General features: G+C 38.3%; 18 protein-coding genes. 12 read left to right on the top strand and 6 right to left on the bottom strand.

Features of this window, described 5'->3' with window-relative positions; genetic code table 11:
* Positions 1 to 199 precede the first annotated feature (199 nt).
* Complete coding sequence (locus D1B33_RS08140; protein ID WP_118875886.1) at positions 200 to 1,168, bottom strand: ABC transporter substrate-binding protein; 969 nt, start codon at positions 1,166 to 1,168, stop codon at positions 200 to 202.
* A 181-nt stretch (positions 1,169 to 1,349) separates the two neighbouring features.
* Here D1B33_RS08140 and D1B33_RS08135 point away from each other — a divergent pair, with 181 nt between their 5' ends.
* The 4 genes from D1B33_RS08135 to D1B33_RS08120 are packed head-to-tail and all read left to right on the top strand — an operon-like array spanning position 1,350 to position 5,016.
* Entirely contained in the window at positions 1,350 to 2,354 is a 1,005-nt protein-coding gene (locus D1B33_RS08135; protein WP_118875885.1) for a FecCD family ABC transporter permease, read from the top strand.
* Entirely contained in the window at positions 2,351 to 3,406 is a 1,056-nt protein-coding gene (locus tag D1B33_RS08130; RefSeq protein WP_118875884.1) for a FecCD family ABC transporter permease, read from the top strand. Before D1B33_RS08135 ends, D1B33_RS08130 begins: the two co-directional genes overlap by 4 nt.
* 22 nt (positions 3,407 to 3,428) lie before the next feature.
* On the top strand, positions 3,429 to 4,250 hold the full coding sequence (locus D1B33_RS08125) for an ABC transporter ATP-binding protein (RefSeq protein ID WP_118875883.1): 822 nt from the start codon (positions 3,429 to 3,431) through the stop codon (positions 4,248 to 4,250).
* Positions 4,243 to 5,016 carry an IucA/IucC family C-terminal-domain containing protein gene (locus D1B33_RS08120; RefSeq protein WP_118876072.1) on the top strand — a complete coding sequence of 258 codons (774 nt, stop codon included), beginning with the start codon at positions 4,243 to 4,245 and terminating at the stop codon, positions 5,014 to 5,016. The genes D1B33_RS08125 and D1B33_RS08120 overlap by 8 nt, the downstream gene beginning before the upstream one ends.
* Before the next feature lie 301 nt (positions 5,017 to 5,317).
* Here the strand turns inward: D1B33_RS08120 and alr are convergent, their stop codons facing one another.
* The 3 genes from alr to D1B33_RS08105 all read right to left on the bottom strand — a co-directional run bounded on the left by alr (position 5,318) and on the right by D1B33_RS08105 (position 7,389).
* On the bottom strand, positions 5,318 to 6,433 hold the full coding sequence (gene alr / locus D1B33_RS08115) for an alanine racemase (RefSeq protein ID WP_118875882.1): 1,116 nt from the start codon (positions 6,431 to 6,433) through the stop codon (positions 5,318 to 5,320).
* 272 nt (positions 6,434 to 6,705) lie between these two features.
* Positions 6,706 to 6,996, bottom strand: a complete 291-nt coding sequence (locus D1B33_RS08110; RefSeq protein WP_118875881.1) for a hypothetical protein — start codon at positions 6,994 to 6,996, stop codon at positions 6,706 to 6,708.
* A gap of 186 nt (positions 6,997 to 7,182) precedes the next feature.
* Complete coding sequence (locus D1B33_RS08105; RefSeq protein WP_118875880.1) at positions 7,183 to 7,389, bottom strand: DUF5316 family protein; 207 nt, start codon at positions 7,387 to 7,389, stop codon at positions 7,183 to 7,185.
* Positions 7,390 to 7,628: 239 nt separating this feature from the next.
* Between D1B33_RS08105 and D1B33_RS08100 the strand changes: the two genes are divergently transcribed.
* Positions 7,629 to 8,075 (top strand): GNAT family N-acetyltransferase, encoded by a 447-nt coding sequence (locus tag D1B33_RS08100; protein WP_118875879.1) that lies wholly within the window; start codon positions 7,629 to 7,631, stop codon positions 8,073 to 8,075.
* 82 nt (positions 8,076 to 8,157) lie between these two features.
* Here D1B33_RS08100 and D1B33_RS08095 read toward each other — a convergent pair whose 3' ends face one another.
* Positions 8,158 to 8,934: a DeoR/GlpR family DNA-binding transcription regulator gene (locus D1B33_RS08095; RefSeq protein WP_118875878.1), complete on the bottom strand. Its 777-nt coding sequence runs from the start codon at positions 8,932 to 8,934 to the stop codon at positions 8,158 to 8,160.
* A 229-nt stretch (positions 8,935 to 9,163) separates the two neighbouring features.
* On the opposite strand from D1B33_RS08095, the gene D1B33_RS08090 reads away from it, so the two are divergent.
* The 7 genes from D1B33_RS08090 to phnX all read left to right on the top strand — a co-directional run bounded on the left by D1B33_RS08090 (position 9,164) and on the right by phnX (position 15,831).
* Positions 9,164 to 10,297, top strand: a complete 1,134-nt coding sequence (locus tag D1B33_RS08090; protein WP_118875877.1) for a phosphonoacetaldehyde reductase — start codon at positions 9,164 to 9,166, stop codon at positions 10,295 to 10,297.
* Between the two features lie 64 nt (positions 10,298 to 10,361).
* A complete protein-coding gene (locus D1B33_RS08085) occupies positions 10,362 to 11,405 on the top strand; it encodes a PhnD/SsuA/transferrin family substrate-binding protein (RefSeq protein ID WP_118876071.1) in 1,044 nt (347 codons plus the stop codon).
* Positions 11,406 to 11,497: 92 nt separating this feature from the next.
* Positions 11,498 to 12,262, top strand: coding sequence for a phosphonate ABC transporter ATP-binding protein (gene phnC / locus D1B33_RS08080; RefSeq protein WP_118875876.1), 765 nt, complete (start codon positions 11,498 to 11,500; stop codon positions 12,260 to 12,262).
* 12 nt (positions 12,263 to 12,274) lie between these two features.
* The gene (gene phnE / locus D1B33_RS08075) at positions 12,275 to 13,060 is read left to right on the top strand and encodes a phosphonate ABC transporter, permease protein PhnE (RefSeq protein ID WP_118875875.1); all 786 of its coding nucleotides are present in this window, start codon (positions 12,275 to 12,277) and stop codon (positions 13,058 to 13,060) included.
* Positions 13,060 to 13,905 (top strand): ABC transporter permease subunit, encoded by an 846-nt coding sequence (locus tag D1B33_RS08070; protein ID WP_118875874.1) that lies wholly within the window; start codon positions 13,060 to 13,062, stop codon positions 13,903 to 13,905. Before phnE ends, D1B33_RS08070 begins: the two co-directional genes overlap by 1 nt.
* Before the next feature lie 19 nt (positions 13,906 to 13,924).
* Positions 13,925 to 15,016 carry a 2-aminoethylphosphonate--pyruvate transaminase gene (phnW, locus tag D1B33_RS08065; protein ID WP_118875873.1) on the top strand — a complete coding sequence of 364 codons (1,092 nt, stop codon included), beginning with the start codon at positions 13,925 to 13,927 and terminating at the stop codon, positions 15,014 to 15,016.
* Positions 15,016 to 15,831, top strand: coding sequence for a phosphonoacetaldehyde hydrolase (gene phnX / locus D1B33_RS08060; protein WP_118875872.1), 816 nt, complete (start codon positions 15,016 to 15,018; stop codon positions 15,829 to 15,831). Before phnW ends, phnX begins: the two co-directional genes overlap by 1 nt.
* 156 nt (positions 15,832 to 15,987) lie before the next feature.
* Here phnX and D1B33_RS08055 read toward each other — a convergent pair whose 3' ends face one another.
* A complete protein-coding gene (locus D1B33_RS08055) occupies positions 15,988 to 16,413 on the bottom strand; it encodes a ferritin-like domain-containing protein (protein ID WP_118875871.1) in 426 nt (141 codons plus the stop codon).
* Positions 16,414 to 16,517: the final 104 nt, after the last annotated feature.

Below are 16,517 nucleotides of genomic sequence, written 5' to 3'. Positions count from 1 at the left end.
AATTTTAATTTTCTTATTTCTATTTAAATGCCAAGCAAATTGCTTTTTTATTAATGGGAAGTACAATCCTACAAAGTCATTTGCCCATAAACAGGAATATTCCGTGAATTGATTTCATAATAAAAAATTAAAGAAGCATTGATTCTAAATGAATCAATGCTTCCTTAGCGTCATAAAAGTTAGTAAAATAATTTAACCTTTATTTTAGAAATGTATCTTCAATGTCATCCAGCATTAAATTTGCCGCTTTTACACCGCCTGCTGTATTCCAAATAACATCATCTACTTTATGAACTTCACCTTTTTTGGCAACTTCCAGGTTTTTAAATAGAGGATCCTCGAGCCATTCTTTTTCAAGTTCGGAAGCAGCTCCGTCCCCAGTTTCGTAAGTAAAGTAGAAGAGGATATCGCCATCCATTAATGGCATTTGTTCTTTTGTAGCTCCTTTGATTGCGAACTCATCAACATCCTGGCTTTCGGGTCTTGCAAATCCAAGTTGTTCTAGAATCACACCGGAGAAAGAATCCTTTTGATAAATGCGAACATCTCCAGCCATAAAACGGACCATAGAGACCTTCATGTTCAATTTATCACCCAGCTGTTCTTTTAAATCAGCAATTCTGGAATCGTAAGCGTCGATTACTTCTTTTCCTTTTTCTTCTTGATTGACGGCTTTGGCATAAAGTTCAAAATTATTTTTCCAATTGCCGCGTAAATCTTCTGCAAATACAGTTGGAGCAATAGCACTTAGTTGCTCGTATATTTGTTCTTGTCGCATTTTATTGCCAATAATTAAGTCAGGTTTCAAGGCCGCGATTGCCTCGACATTTACTTCGCTTTCCAATCCAACCACTTGAGTATCTTTCATTTCATCGGCAATATGATCGTACCAAGGGTCGCCTGTCCATGATTGAACAGCACCCACAGGTGTCAGTCCAAGTTCAAGAAGCGCCTCCGTACCTTCGTTGGTTAAAATAACCACTCTTTCGGGCGTTTTTTCAATTGTTGTAGTCCCCATTGCATGTTCAACCGTATAACTTGTATCTTCAGCGCTTTCTTTAACATCATTCTTTCCAGCACTGTTGCCTTCGTTATTGTTTCCACCGCATGCAGCCAAGATGAAGATCAATACGAATGACAGGATAGATAGAATAGATTTTGATTTCATATGTATTCCTCCTTTTAATGATAATCGTTATCATTTATAAAATGATATTAAAACTCTTCAGTGCTGTTGTCAACAATTAATTGAAAATGATTCTCAAAATCATTGACAGAGTGGTAGTTTGTACAATAGACTAATTTCAGAAATATAAAACTTTAAGATTTATTTTGGAAGGTAATAAAATATGCTGTTAAAAACAAATGGGCGGAGAATAGCAGGTTTAATCATTGCTATTTTACTATTCTTACTATTAATGTGTGGAAGCATCGTATATGGTTATACAGATACAACTTGGAAAATGGCTTGGGATGCTTTTCAAAACAATAATGGATCAAATGAACATCTAGTCATCGCAACGGTTAGATTACCAAGGGCATTAATTGCTGCAGCAGTAGGCGTTAGTTTAGCCATTGCCGGTGTCTTAATGCAAACGCTAACGAAAAATCCGCTTGCATCTCCGGATATATTTGGCGTAAATGCCGGTGCTGGTTTTGCTGTTGTTATTGGAGTAACCGTATTTTCAATGGGAAATTTACAAGCTATTGCCTGGGTAGCCTTCATAGGAGCCGCGATTGCTGCTTTAGGAGTTTATATTATAGGTTCAGCTGGAAGAGAAGGGCTGACCCCCATTAAGCTGACATTAGCGGGGGCTGCCATTGCAGCCATGTTTTCTTCTTTTACGCAGGGTTTCCTTGTGATGGATGAAGCTGCCCTGGAGCAGGTTTTGTTTTGGCTGGCCGGTTCTGTTCAAGGTCGAAAGCTTGAAATATTGACTTCGGTTTTACCATATTTAATTATTGGCTGGATGGGTGCGATATTGATATCTTCCAAGATGAATGTATTATCCATGGGAGAAGATTTAGCTAAAGGTTTAGGGCTTCATACGGGGATATTAAAAGCGGGTATAGCCATTGTCATTATTTTATTATCGGGGGGATCCGTTGCAATTGCAGGTCCAATTGGATTTATTGGAATCGTTATTCCGCACGTGGCAAGATCCATCATAGGAATCGACCATCGCTGGCTGATTCCGTTCTCCGGTCTTCTTGGAGGCATTCTATTGCTTTCAGCCGATATTTTGGCCCGTTATATCATTATGCCTCAAGAGGTTCCGGTAGGTGTTATGACGGCTATCATTGGAACTCCATTCTTTATTTATATCGCAAGAAGGGGGTTTAACTCAAAATGAAGACTTATAAGACGGTTAGAATGTTTAAAGGAAGAATCTCCTTTTTGGTTGATAGACGAGCGATAAAAGTTTTTGGCATTGCGGCTATCGCAACTGCATTTATCTTTATAATCAGCACAGGAATAGGGGAAATGACAATCAGTCCACTCTCGGTAGTAAAAGTATTCCTCGGAGGTGGAACGGAAATGGAACAACTTGTAGTAACTTCCTTTCGATTACCACGCATTATCGTGGCGCTTATGGTAGGCATTTCGTTGGCTGTTGCGGGGGGAATTTTACAGGGCATGATTCGCAACCCGCTAGCCTCTCCGGATATCCTTGGTATCACAGGAGGTGCAGCGGTTGCGGTTGTTGGTTTTTTAGCCTTTTTCAGTGATGAAAACAATGCTTTAACGGTAAGTATTAAGTGGCTGCCCTTAGCTGCTTTTATTGGAGCTGGAATAGTTGCAATACTAGTATACATATTAGCATGGAAAAATGGCGTATCTCCGTTCCGTCTAGTGTTAATGGGAATAGGGGTATCCGCTCTCATGCAGGCTTTAACGACGCTAATGATGATTTTAGGCCCTATCTATCGTGCCAGTCAGGCAAATATTTGGATTACTGGAACTGTAAATGGATCTACTTGGGATAATGTAAGTGTATTGGTTCCGTTGACGGTATCTCTAGTTTTGATTGTTTTGTTCATGACAAGAAACATGAATATTCAAGAGCTAGGAGATGATATTGCGACTGGGGTTGGCAGCCATGTTCAGCGTCAGCGTTTAATCTTTATGATAATTAGTACGGCATTAATAGGCGTCTCTGTTGCTTTTGCAGGGGGTATCGGTTTTGTTGGCTTAATGGCGCCCCATATAGCCAGAAGATTGGTTGGATCTTCTTTCGGTGCCTTATTGCCAGTTTCGGCCCTTATAGGAGGAATACTAGTTATGTTGGCGGATTTGGTGGGCAGAACGCTATTTTCTCCGTTGGAAGTGCCGGCGGGGGTATTTACTTCAGCTATAGGGGCACCTTATTTTATTTATTTGCTGTTTAGAACGAGAAATTCATAATCTTTTTAAGGAGTTGAACAAGATGGCACAAGCTATCGAAACGAAAGAGTTAACCCTTTCATATGGTGAATCAATTATCATTCAAGAAATGAATCTTAGCATTCCAAAAGGGGAAATCACTGTCTTTATCGGAGGAAATGGCTGTGGCAAATCAACACTTCTTCGCTCCATTGCCCGACTATTAAAACCTAAAACAGGTGTTGTTTGTCTAGAAGGAACTGAAATTGCCAAGATGTCAACGAAAGATGTTGCCAAACAAATGGCCATCCTTCCCCAAACATCTGTTGCCCCTGAAGGTCTTACTGTTCTCCAGCTTGTTAAACAGGGTCGTTATCCTTATCAAACCTGGCTAAAACAGTGGACGAAGGAAGATGAAAAAATAGTAAACGATGCATTAAAAGCCACAGGTATTGAAGAATTAAAAGATCGAGCGGTTGATTCCTTATCTGGAGGACAACGCCAAAGGGCATGGATTGCCATGACATTGGCTCAGGACACTGAAATTATTCTTCTTGATGAGCCAACCACATACTTGGATATGGCCCATCAAATTGAGATTCTTGATTTGCTTTTCGAATTGAATGAAAAAGAAAGTAGAACGATTGTGATGGTTTTGCATGACTTGAATTTGGCCTGCCGTTACGCCCATAATATTGTGGCAATCAAAAATAAAGAAATATTTGCACAAGGCAAACCTGAGAATGTAATAAACAGTATTTTAGTAGAAAAAGTGTTTGGAATGGAATGTGAAGTTACTAAAGATCCTCTTTTTGGAACGCCTATGTGCATCCCTTGTGGGAAAGGAAGATGTATACTTAAACAGAGAGGAATGGCTCATGCATAAAACTTTGGATAAAAGTGAAATAGAACAATTAAGACAGTTCCGTTTTGCGACAGAGGTTGAACCATCGGAGCTATCCATCGATTTAAATAGATTAATAGATGAAACCGTGTTGTTTGGGTATTTGGAGAACCTCGGTCCCCATATCGGATCTCCATGTTTGAAGGTTACTGCTTCTATTTTCGTTAAAAGATATGCTTTCTTAGCCGTGATTTACTTATATGCTATCACTGCATGGAATAAAAAATCAGATATTTCCTTCGAAAATATAATTTTACAGACGGAAAAAGAAGCAGATGTGTGGCTGCCAACATTTTATTTTCGAAGCAGGAAAGTAGAAGAGGTTAAAGGGAGCAGAAGCGAGTGGAGAGAAGAGGCGCTGGAGGAGTTGTTTTCAAAAAATATCCATCTCCTTATAGAACAATTATTCAAAGTGACAAAGCAGTCAAAACTAATTCTTTGGGAAAATATCGCCATTTATATATTCTGGCTATATGAAACGGTGCTGGCAAAATCAGAAGATAAAACAATACGAGATCAAGCAAAGCAAGATTTCGATTTCCTTTTATATGAAGCACCCGGGAGTCTTTTTGGAAACCATCCTACCAATCCGATAAAAAGATTCTATGTAAACAAAAGATATGTAGATCACCTACAAGAAGAAGTGCGGGTCAGAACCACTTGTTGTTTTTCCAATTTATTGAAAGGCGAAACGAAACAATGTAAAACATGTCCCCAAATATGTAATATTAAAAAGAAATTATTTTAAAATCTACTTATTTAAGCTAAATTTGAACAAATAAGGAGCAATTCTCCAGTAAAGAAGTAGACTATTTCTTTATGGATAAACAAAAAGAAAGACGGATTGTGTTCGAAGTTAATTCAAAACTCTTAGTGTTAGCCGAATCTTAAGAACGGACCATTATCCAACAAGGTTGGATAATGGATTTTTTAACTGAATTAATATATGCAGCTTAATTGCAGAACCTATGATATGTTCCACTGCAAACATATAGTATTAAGAAAAGCATAATTAGATGGGCCTACAATTAGTAGTATACTGCTGTGATTCAGGTTGTCCGAACTCTCTTTAGCTTGCTCGCCAACGCAATGAAAACCTCATCGCTTGCGCTGCCAATTTTGGTGGCGATTTCTTCAATAGCAATGGTTTCGTTATGATCATTACCTATCAGGGTAACAATATCCGCTACTTGGATATCTTCATAATCGGTTATATCAATCATCATGTGATTCATGCTAACGGAACCTATAATTGGTACGCGTCTTCCGCGCACCAATGCTTCGCACTTATAGGTGGAGAGCTGTTTAGGTACTCCATCCGCATAACCAATGGGCAAAACAGCGATTTTTTTATCAACATCTATCACATTCTCTTTACCATAGCCAATTGTATCACCGGCCGGAACATGCTTGATAATAATAACCTTGGTTTTTAGCGACAGGACAGGTTGTAAGGGCAACTTCAGTATAGTGGGAGAATAGTCGCTGTGTACCCCATAAATCAATGTACCAATTCTTGCGTAGTCATAAGTTAAATGAGGAAAATTTAACAGGCCGTAGCTATTTTGAATATGGGTTTTGGGAAGTTTTATATCCAATGCTTCTAATTTTGATAATAGTTCGTTAAATCGTTTCACTTGTTTACTGGTAAACTCGACATCGCTTGGGTCAAGACGATCTGACCTTGAAAAATGACTATAAATCCCTTCTATTTGCAGATTCTCAAGTTGGAAAATCGATTGGACTTTTTCGACGTCCGAGTGTCTTTCACCCAAGCGGTTCATCCCGGTATCTACTTTGATATGAACACGAAATCGTCCATCCATGGAACTCAATTCCTTTGCATAGGGGTAATCAATAAGCGTCTGTATTAAATTCCACTTTAATAATTCCTGCGACTTCTCTAATGGGGTATAACTGAAAATCAAGATGTTGCCCTGATAATCCGCTTTTCTGATTTCCATTGCTTCTTCTATTGTTGCCACTGCTACTGTACTCACTTCAAGTTTTCGCAGTTCCTCTATAATTTCTTGACTGCCATGTCCATAAGCATTCCCTTTTAATACTGGCATCAGTTCAGTGCCGGTTGGCAAATGTTGTCTAATTGTATGAATATTGTGAGCAAGATGCCGTACATTTAATTCAATCCAGGCGCGATGTACCATATCAAATCAATGATCCTCCAATCCTGATAGTTCTAATTTGAGAATGAACTGTTCTATTTTAACCGTTTAATATCAACTGTTATACATAATTAAGTTTTTTGGAGTTAATCCCGTCACGTTGCAGCGTTTTTCCATCTTTTTACTAAGAACACTAAAAAAATTCAGTATAATGAGGTGTCTCAGTAATGAGACACCTCATTTCTGCGACGAAAGCGAAGCGGCAGTCGCAAAATATTTTTGACGGCGGATTTAAGTATTACCTGGATACATGATTAAGTTCGTTTTGCTTTTCTTTTTTTATAAGCAATGATGGTAGTTTTTAAAGCAGCGTAACTTCCGATAGCAGCATAGCCATAAAACCATCCCATAAATAAACCGGCTAGTAAGTTCCCTCGGTGACTAATAAATACTGAAATCAATAAACCTATGATTAATGCAATTGTTGGCACCCAGACAGGTTTTATATGAAAGAACTTTTTTAAGAGTTGAGTCAAGATCATGACAACAGGGACAGCAATTACGGCATCCCAAAAATTTGTATGGATTGTAGGGAAGAGTTCCATCAGTACACCTCATCATAAATGATTTATCTTCTCAATTCTCGGACTATGCTAACCGTTTTATACATGAATAGGTGAAATATGGACAACTATTTCATCATGTAAATTCGAATTGCTTGCAAATTTCTAAAGGGTTGGAAGAGGGGTATCCAAAAGGTGTGAAAGGATGCGATGAAGTTCTATTTTTATTTATAGATAATAGATTAGTCCGGCAAGACCAAAAGAAGTGAGTCCAATTAAACCAGAAATCAAGCCTATTTTTGTTCTGAAATTTCGTTGTTCCTCCGTTTCGGAATAAAAATTAGCTCTCTGTTGCTGTCCGTCTATCCAAGCTCCAATATAAATTCCCGAAATAACAATACTAATAGCACCAACACCAAGAAAAAACTCAAACATGGAGATTCCCCCTCTCGAATCGTTAAGTTATTTACGTTTTTATATCGAAATATGTTTCATAAAATTTTACATTTTTCGATTCAAGTTGCTGCAAGATTTTTTTGTAGTATAAAATTATCTGCAATCCGCTCAACATTGAAAAAAGGTTTTTTCTTATTTCAGACCCATACCGAATTGGTTATTTATGTTAAAATCTGTTTATAGTTTTGAAGATCACATTAATTGGAGGTGGAGTGGAAATGGAAATAATTAAAGCATCAATCGAGGATTTAGAAGGTGTATCAAATCTATTTAATCTGTACCGGATGTTTTATCAACAACCATCTGACTTGGGAGGTGCAAAAGCTTTTATAAAAAAACGAATTGAAAGCAAAGAATCGGTGATATTTGTTGTGAAAGATCAGCAAAAGTATCTAGGCTTTGCGCAACTCTACCCAACATTCTCATCAATCTCAATGAAAAAAGCATGGATCTTGAACGACTTATACGTAGAAGGAGAGGCTAGAAAACAAGGAATCGGTGAATTGCTTCTAAATAAAACAAAAGATTTCGCAATTGAAACGGGGGCAAAAAGCATTAGTCTCAGTACGACCCCAGATAACTTTTCTGCTCAAAGACTATATGAAAAGAAGGGTTACAAAAGAGATTCACAATTTTATCATTATGAAATAAATTTAATTGAATGAACAGCTTAATCGTTTCAAAAAGGCGTTATTCTGTTGAAGGAATTGCGCCTTTTATAGGGTTCATTAGTAAAATCCTCATGCATTAATGAGGAGAAAGAATTCGAATATTCTGGTTGCTATATTCCTCCAACACATCGGAAGGAAGTGAGTGATCTGTAACAATCAAGTCGATCTCCTTTAATGGACAAATATTGATGAAAGCTGATGTTTCAAACTTCGATGAATCTGCAGCTACTATTTTATATTTTGACCGTGATAGCATGCTTTGAATAACTCCAACTTCGTTGATTCTAAAGTCTGTTAAACCGTGTTCAAGCGATATGGCATTCACCGTGATAAAAGCAATATCAATATTAAAATTAGAAAGGATTTCCTCGCATTGCTTCCCGTATAAAGTATATTCCTCCGGATTAAAAAAACCGCCCGTAAGGATTACATTGAAATGTTTGTTGGCTCCAAGAATGGATAAAATACGAAGATCATTTGTAATGACGGTTAACCTTTTAAACTTGTCTACAATCGCTTTCGCAATTTCAATTGTCGTCGTTCCCCCGTTTAAAGCTATTGCCTGGCCTTCCTCTATTAATTCGATGGCCAAAGAGGCAACCTCTTGTTTTTTTTCGATATTTTTGACTTCTCTTTCACTAAACAGCTTGTTAAGAACGTTATCTGTATTTTGGATTAGTACAGCTCCGCCATGAACCTTTTTGACCAATCCCTTTTTCTCCAGGATCTCTAAATCTCTTCTTACCGTATCAATGGAAACATCTAATAAAACAGCAAGTTCAGATGCTTTTACGGCTTTTTGGTGTTTTAAAAAGGATTCGATCATTTTATGTCTTTGCTCTTGCAACATCATACAGCTCTCCCTTGTGTCTTTATATGACTCATAGAAAAATCATACCATGAAATGAAAAAAAGCAAAATATTGCAAAAGGATGCGTTATGTAAAGTGAAAATATTATTTATTCTCTGAAAATATCGTAAATATTATGTTAGGAAAGTGTAAATGCTATTGAAAAGCCGCAAAAAACAGATTAATCTTGCAATATAAAGCAAGAAAGAACGCAAAAGAAAGGATTTAGCAGATGGGAAACTTTCATAATCCAGTAAAAATTAAAATTGATTCGGTAGATGTAATTAGCAATGTATTAACTACAATGAATTCTCTGCCCAGAAAGATTGTGCTATTACATAGGGGAGGTGATTTTTCCGATACAGAGGGTGGACAGAGCCTTTATAAGTGCCTTAAAGATTATGAAGTTAAACAATTAGAAGTGAACATTTCTAATCCTGATGTGGAAGATTTGTTTTATTTTTTTAAACAAATTGAACACTTCGATTATCAATGCGTAGTGGGAATTGGGGGAGGCACTGTTCTGGATCTTTCGAAATCCCTGGCTGCCTTGAAGGATATGGAAATTGATTCTCCCTCTACATTACGCTCTATCATTAAGCAAAAGTTGTACATAGAAAACCAACACTTTGTACCATGGATTGGCATTCCTACAACTTCAGGGACAGGTTCGGAAGTGACGTGTTGGGCAACGATTTGGGATCGTGCAAACGGCGTGAAAATGTCGGTTGATTGCGAACGTTTATATGCACATACAGCCATCATTGACCCGACGCTAACAGCATCCTTGCCAAAAGGATTAACAGCTTCAACTGCTTTGGATGCTTTGTGCCATGCAACGGAGTCGTACTGGTCAAAAAGCTCCAATGAAATTTCAAGAATTTATTCATTGGAGGCCATCACTCGAATTGTCAACAATTTTGAAAAGGTATTAAACCAGCCTAATGACATGAGATCCAGAACCGAAATCGCTCTAGGAAGCTTGTATGCAGGCCTGGCCTTTAGCAATACAAGAACAACGGCATGCCATTCCATCTCCTATCCACTGACATTGGAACTTGGAATGATCCACGGGATTGCGGCAAGCATCACGTTGGCTAAAGTAATGGAAATCAATTTTGACTCTATTGTTGAAAACGAAAAGTTGCTCCAAGCATTTGGTGTTAACAATTGCTTCGAAATTCAAGAGTTGATGGAACATTTCCATAAACTATCAGGCTTTCCAAGTAGACTTAGAGATTATAATGCCGATGGGAAAACAATCGATAAGATTGCCGCAAATGCCTTTACAAAGGGGCGAATGGATAATAACCCGGTTGCTTTAACAGAAGAAGATGTTAAACAAATTCTACTATCTATTTATTGATAGGGAAAATGCCGATGCTACAAAACAACCAATGTTCAAAAAACGGTCAAAGAAGGAGAAAAAAATGAAAACTAAATTTATGCTTACTATGCTCTTGATATTCACACTTTTATTAACTGCATGTTCGGGAGGCAATGGCAATAATGCTGGCAACAATGCAGAAATTGATGATGTGATTAAAATGGTTTGGTATCCAAACGAATCGGGTGAAGATATGAAATCATCTCGTGAAGAAATTGGTAGATTGATCTCAGAAGCTACAGGAAAAAAAGTGGAGCATCAATTAACAACGGACTATGCGATAGCAATTGAAACAATGGTGAATAACAACGCGGACATTGCCTTTACGGGGTCACAAAGTTATATTGAAGCACAAAATAGAAATGATGCGATTCGAACAATTGCGGTAAAATCCGGTGAATCCGGTACTTTGGATGATGCAAAATATTATAGCTGGCTGGCAGTGGATGTAGACGAACAGGACAAATACAAAGAAAATGGAGAATTTTCGCTTGATACGATTGCAAATACAAAGTTTTCATTTGTTTCAAATAGTTCAACATCAGGGTTTAAAGTTCCATCCGAAAATATTATTGCTCATTTCTCCCAGCAAGAAGAGTATAAGGACTTAATGCCAGAGGATTTAATGGGAGGCGGCCCGTTATTCTCCCAAGTATTATTTGGCAACTCCCACCAAGGTTCCGCGGTTAATTTATTAACTGGCAATGCAGATGTAGCAGCGTTTTGTGATACGTGTGTGGACGAATATGTAGAGATTGCTGAAGGCGATGAAAATACAGTTGGTGCTGTTTATCGCGTTAAAGATGGTGCAGCAGAACCTTTTAATACGGTTGCAGGCAAGGAATTTGCATTAATGAGCGTAACACCAGTATTAAATGAACCATTCATAGTAAACATGGATGTACTCGGTCAAGAGGACTTTGATAAAATTCAAGCCTTATTAACTTCTGATGAATTTGCTAACAATGAAAAAATCTTTGCTCCTGAAGATTCAGAACAGACAGCTTTATTCACTAAAAAGGGCAAGGAAAGACTAATTGCTGTAGAAGATGAGTGGTATGATCCAATCCGTGAACTTTCAAGATAATACACCGCTTCATCAATAGAAAAAAAGAATAGGAAGAAGAGTGTGCATTTCCGCACTCTTCCCTAAAAACCAAGCCAAAAGGAGTCGATTGTATGTCTTTGTTAACGGTAGAAGGCCTTGGAAAATCATATACAGCAGACAAACAAATTTTAAAGAATATTAATTTTGAAATAAAAGCAGGTGAGTTTGTTTCCATCATTGGTCCGTCCGGTGCCGGTAAATCAACCATGCTGCGCTGCATTAATCGAATGGTTGAATTTAATGAAGGAAACATCCTCTTTAATCAACAGGATGTTGGCAGTCTCAATAAAAAAGGCCTGCGGAAATTGCGAACGAATATCGGGATGGTGTTTCAGCACTATAACCTGGTACCTCGATTGACGGTGATCGAAAATGTACTGCATGGCAGATTCGGCTATAAAACAACGTTTCAGGGACTTTTAGGCAGATATACAGAAGAGGAAAAAGAACGCGCTTTTTACCTGCTAGAGAAGCTGGGAATTCATGAACATGCCTATAAACGATGTGACCAACTAAGTGGTGGTCAACAGCAGCGTGTTGGAATATGCAGAGCCTTGATTCAAGAACCGAAACTGGTTCTTTGCGATGAGCCAATCGCGTCCCTGGATCCGAACTCGTCCAAGATTATTATGGATCATTTGAAATCCATCAGCACGGAAATGGGCATTACCTGTTTGGTGAACTTGCATCAAGTGGAAGTGGCACAGCATTATTCAGACCGCATCATCGGCTTGAATAATGGGGAGATTGTGTTCAATGGAACAGCCTATGAATTAACCCAGGAAAAAATCAATCATATTTACGGAACGAAAACAAAGGATTTAATCATCGCGTAAGGAGAAATGACAGTGAACGAAAAAACGATGCGAAAACACAGATGGCAGTCAGGGATATTTCTTCTCATACTCATCGTTCTCACCTATTTATCATCAGCAATTACAACTTTTAATTTTATGGAGGGTATGGCAACAATACCTGAAGCAATGGGCTGGATTTTTTCCAATCTTTTGGTGTCGCAAGAGTCGTTTGAAAAATTGCCGAAAATCCTGGAGAAGCTGGCTGAAACGATTTTTATGTCCATCGCCGCGACTACAATAGCAGCTGTTGTTTCTCTATTTTTAGGCGTATTAGGTTCTAACACAACAAAAGTAAACAACTTCTTAAGTGTCTTCGCCCGTTTTATTGCTTCGGTATCAAGAAATATTCCGGTTGTTGCATGGTCGTTGATTTTGCTCATTTCTTTTGGACAAAATTCAGTAACAGGATTTCTTGCTCTGTTTGCTGGGACGGTAGGATTTTTAACAAGGGCTTTTATCGAATCGATTGATGAAGCCAGTCAAAGTTCTGTTGAAGCATTAACTGCAACCGGTGCAACCTATTTTCAAATTGTCGGCAAGGCGGTTATTCCACAATGCTTGCCACAGATGATCAGCTGGGTGTTGTTCATGGTCGAAACAAATATCAGAAATGCCACATTGGTAGGAATTTTAACAGGTACGGGAATCGGATATACCTTTGATATGTATTATAAGATGCTAAACTACAACGTTGTAGCTCTTATCACATTATGTATTGTCATTACCGTAATTATTGTGGATCTTATTTCAAATTATGTACGGAAGGTGATTCTATAATGGAAGCAACCTATATTAAAAGAAAGAAAGACGGTCGTATACATATCATGTCAGGCAACAAAGGTGATATTGTCCTTAAATGGACGATAATCATTCTTGCAATTTTGACAGTTGTTGCCTTTCTGTTTTTCAACTATGCAGGGCTGGAATTAGGTTCGGCGATTAGGGAAACCGCTTATAACTTGAAAGTAATGTTTCTTGAGCCGACATTGAATCATTTTGATTTGGGAGAGGCCTTCTATCAAATTGGAATTACACTTGGTTTAGCGTTCTTGGCTACGATTATCGGCGCGGTCATCGCATTTTTCCTTTCATTGATGACTGCTGCAAATCTGGCACCGGTATGGGTATCGAGAACCGTTCGTGTATTTGTGGCAATTATTCGGGCCGTTCCAACCGTATTATGGGTGTTGATCTTTGCAATTGCCGCCGGTTTAGGAAGTGAGGCAGCGATTCTTGGAATGCTGTTCCATTCGATCGCTTACTTAGTTAAAGCATTTTCTGAGGCATTTGAAGAAGTAGATAAAGGAATCTTTGAGGCACTTAGATCAACTGGTGCAAACTGGTGGCATATCGTAAAAAGTGGTGTCTTACCATCAACTTTTACTTATTTATTATCCTGGACTTTCTTACGATTTGAAATTAATTTTGGGGTTGCCGTAGCAATGGGAGCAGCAGCTGGAGCAGGCGGAATTGGATTCGAATTATTTATGGCTTCAAGCTTCTACTTTGATTTGCGTGAAGTTGGCTTTATTACCTACTCCATTCTTATTATCGCCTTTCTATTGGAGGTTATTTCGACTCGTTTGAAAAAACGCTATTTCCCGGCGACAACGACTAAATAATATATCAAGGAGATTAACTATGAATAAATACAAACTTTTAACGCCTGGCCCTTTAACGACGACAAGCAGTGTGAAAGAGGAAATGTTGCTGGATCGTTGTACGTGGGACAATGATTATAAAAGTATTACACAAAAAATTAGAACTCAGCTTCTCGAATTGGCAGGAGCCAGCCCAGAAGACTATACAACGGTCCTGATGCAAGGAAGCGGTACTTTCGCTGTTGAAGCTGTGATGAACTCAACGATTTCGGATCAGGATAAGGTGTTGATCATCACGAATGGTGCATATGGGGAAAGAATCGTAAAAATGGCGAAATATATAGGTCTTGCATATAGGGAATATAGTACTGCTTACGATGAATATCCAAACGAAGAAGAGATCCGGCATCTGTTGAAAGAGGATGAGGACATTACGCATATCGTCATGGTTCATTGTGAAACTACAACTGGCATCTTGAATCCAATCGAGATGGTTTCAAAACTATCGAAGGAATTTGAGAAAACGTTAATCATAGATGCCATGAGCAGTTTTGGCGGTATGGAAATCAATGTTCCTGAACTAGGGATTGATTATTTAATAAGCAGTGCCAATAAGTGCATTCAAGGTGTCCCTGGTTTTGGTTTTGTCATTGCTCGATTAGAGAAGCTAATGGCCTGTGAAGGAAATTCACGCAGTTTGTCATTCGATTTGTATGATCAATGGAAGGAAATGGACAAGGACGGAAAATGGCGTTTTACTTCTCCTACTCATGTAGTGGCCGCATTTTCTAAAGCACTGGATGAATTGGATGAAGAAGGCGGTATTCCGGCAAGATCTGCCCGTTATCAAAATAACAATCGGATAGTAAGAGAAAGGCTAAACAAGATTGGATTCCAAGCTTATTTACCGGAAGAAAAACAATCTCCGATTATTACAACCATTCTTTTCCCAAATGACCAGTTTGAGTTTGAACACTTTTATTCATTTGTTAAGGAGAGAGGCTATGTACTTTATCCAGGCAAATTGACGAATGAAAATACCTTCAGAATCGGAAACATTGGCGAAATTTATGAAGAAGATATCAAAGAATTATGCACCATCATAGAATCTTACCTAGGAGTGAAAGAATAATGAACAAAGTAGAAGGAATTATTTTAGACTGGGCTGGTACAGCGGTAGACTTTGGTTGCTTTGCACCGGTAAACGTGTTTGTTGATATTTTCAAAAATGCAGGAATTGAAGTGACGATGGAAGAAGCGCGGGAACCAATGGGAATGTTGAAAATCGACCATATCCGCGCAATGCTGTCCATGCCAAGAATCTCTGCAAAATTTGAAGAAATTCACAATAGACCTTTTAATGAGCAAGATGTAGAAAATCTATATGCTGAATTTGAACCGGCACTTATGTCCTCTTTAAGTGAGTATACAGATCCCATTCCGGAAGTAGTGGAAACGGTACAAACATTAAGAAGCCAAGGATTGAAAATCGGATCAACAACAGGATATACGCAATCCATGATGGATGTGGTTGTTCCGAATGCTTTGAAAAAAGGCTATAGTCCAGATTTCTATATTACTCCTGATGGCACAAATTCATTTGGAAGACCGTATCCTTACATGCTTTATCGAAACATGGAAGAATTGAAACTATCTGCATCATGGAAGGTAGTTAAAGTAGGAGATACAGTCTCCGATATTAAAGAGGCACTTAATGCGGGGGTTTGGGCTGTGGGTGTCGTGATCGGCAGCTCTGAAATGGGACTAAGCTTTGAGGAATTTCATGCTTTATCGGATGAAGAACAAGAGAAAGCCATCTTGAAAACAGAAAAATCCTTTTTACAGAATGGTGCGGATTTTACTATTAAATCGATGGGCGAACTTCCAGAGTTAATCGAAAGAATCAATCTACTAATTTCAGAAGGAAAAAGACCCTTCACGAAATAAGGAGCACTTGGTATTGTGCAACAAGAGAGCAAACCTAAATTAATGGTTTCGCTCTTTTTTATTAAGAAAGTTACAAGGCATCAATCGAGTTCATTTTTGGTCGTGAGATTAATTTTGGCTAAATTCAAAAAAGCCGACATTTTTGTCGGTAAACACTCATTGATGAGTCATAAAGTATAAAAACCAAACTGCATGATTTTGTTCGTCTGCAGCAGCTTGTGTAAAAGCTTGATTGATCATCGGGATATTAGATTCTCTTGCTATTCTATGATAAAAATCAACGGTTTCTTGTTCGTCCTTGAAAGAGGCAAGCAGTCCACTACGTAAATCTGAAGGACAAGGTTCCGTAATGCGCGGTTGGGGAGGCATACCTGTTAACGATGTATAAATGTAGGAAAACATTTTGATATGCCGCATTTCATCTTTTCTGATTTCAAGAATTCGATCTTTCATTTCTTTGTTGTTGGTTTGATTCGCCAATTGCTTATAGCAGTGAATTGCACGATATTCCCCGTTAATCGCTTTTTCAATGTCTGCAACCAGTTTGCTCTCTGCAGGGAAATAACTTAAAGGATTCTGCAATCTATTCACTCCTTTCTAAGGATAATGTATGTGAAAGTGAATTAAAATTCTGGGCTCAAAAGTTCAATCGGAGAGTATGTCACAATACCGATGACTGAAAATGG

It is taken from the genome of Ureibacillus yapensis, assembly GCF_003515775.1.
In the GTDB taxonomy this organism is placed as follows: Bacteria; Bacillota; Bacilli; order Bacillales_A; family Planococcaceae; genus Ureibacillus; species Ureibacillus yapensis.
Note: the sequence above shows the minus strand (reverse complement) of the source record. Positions and strands in the feature narration are given on the sequence as shown.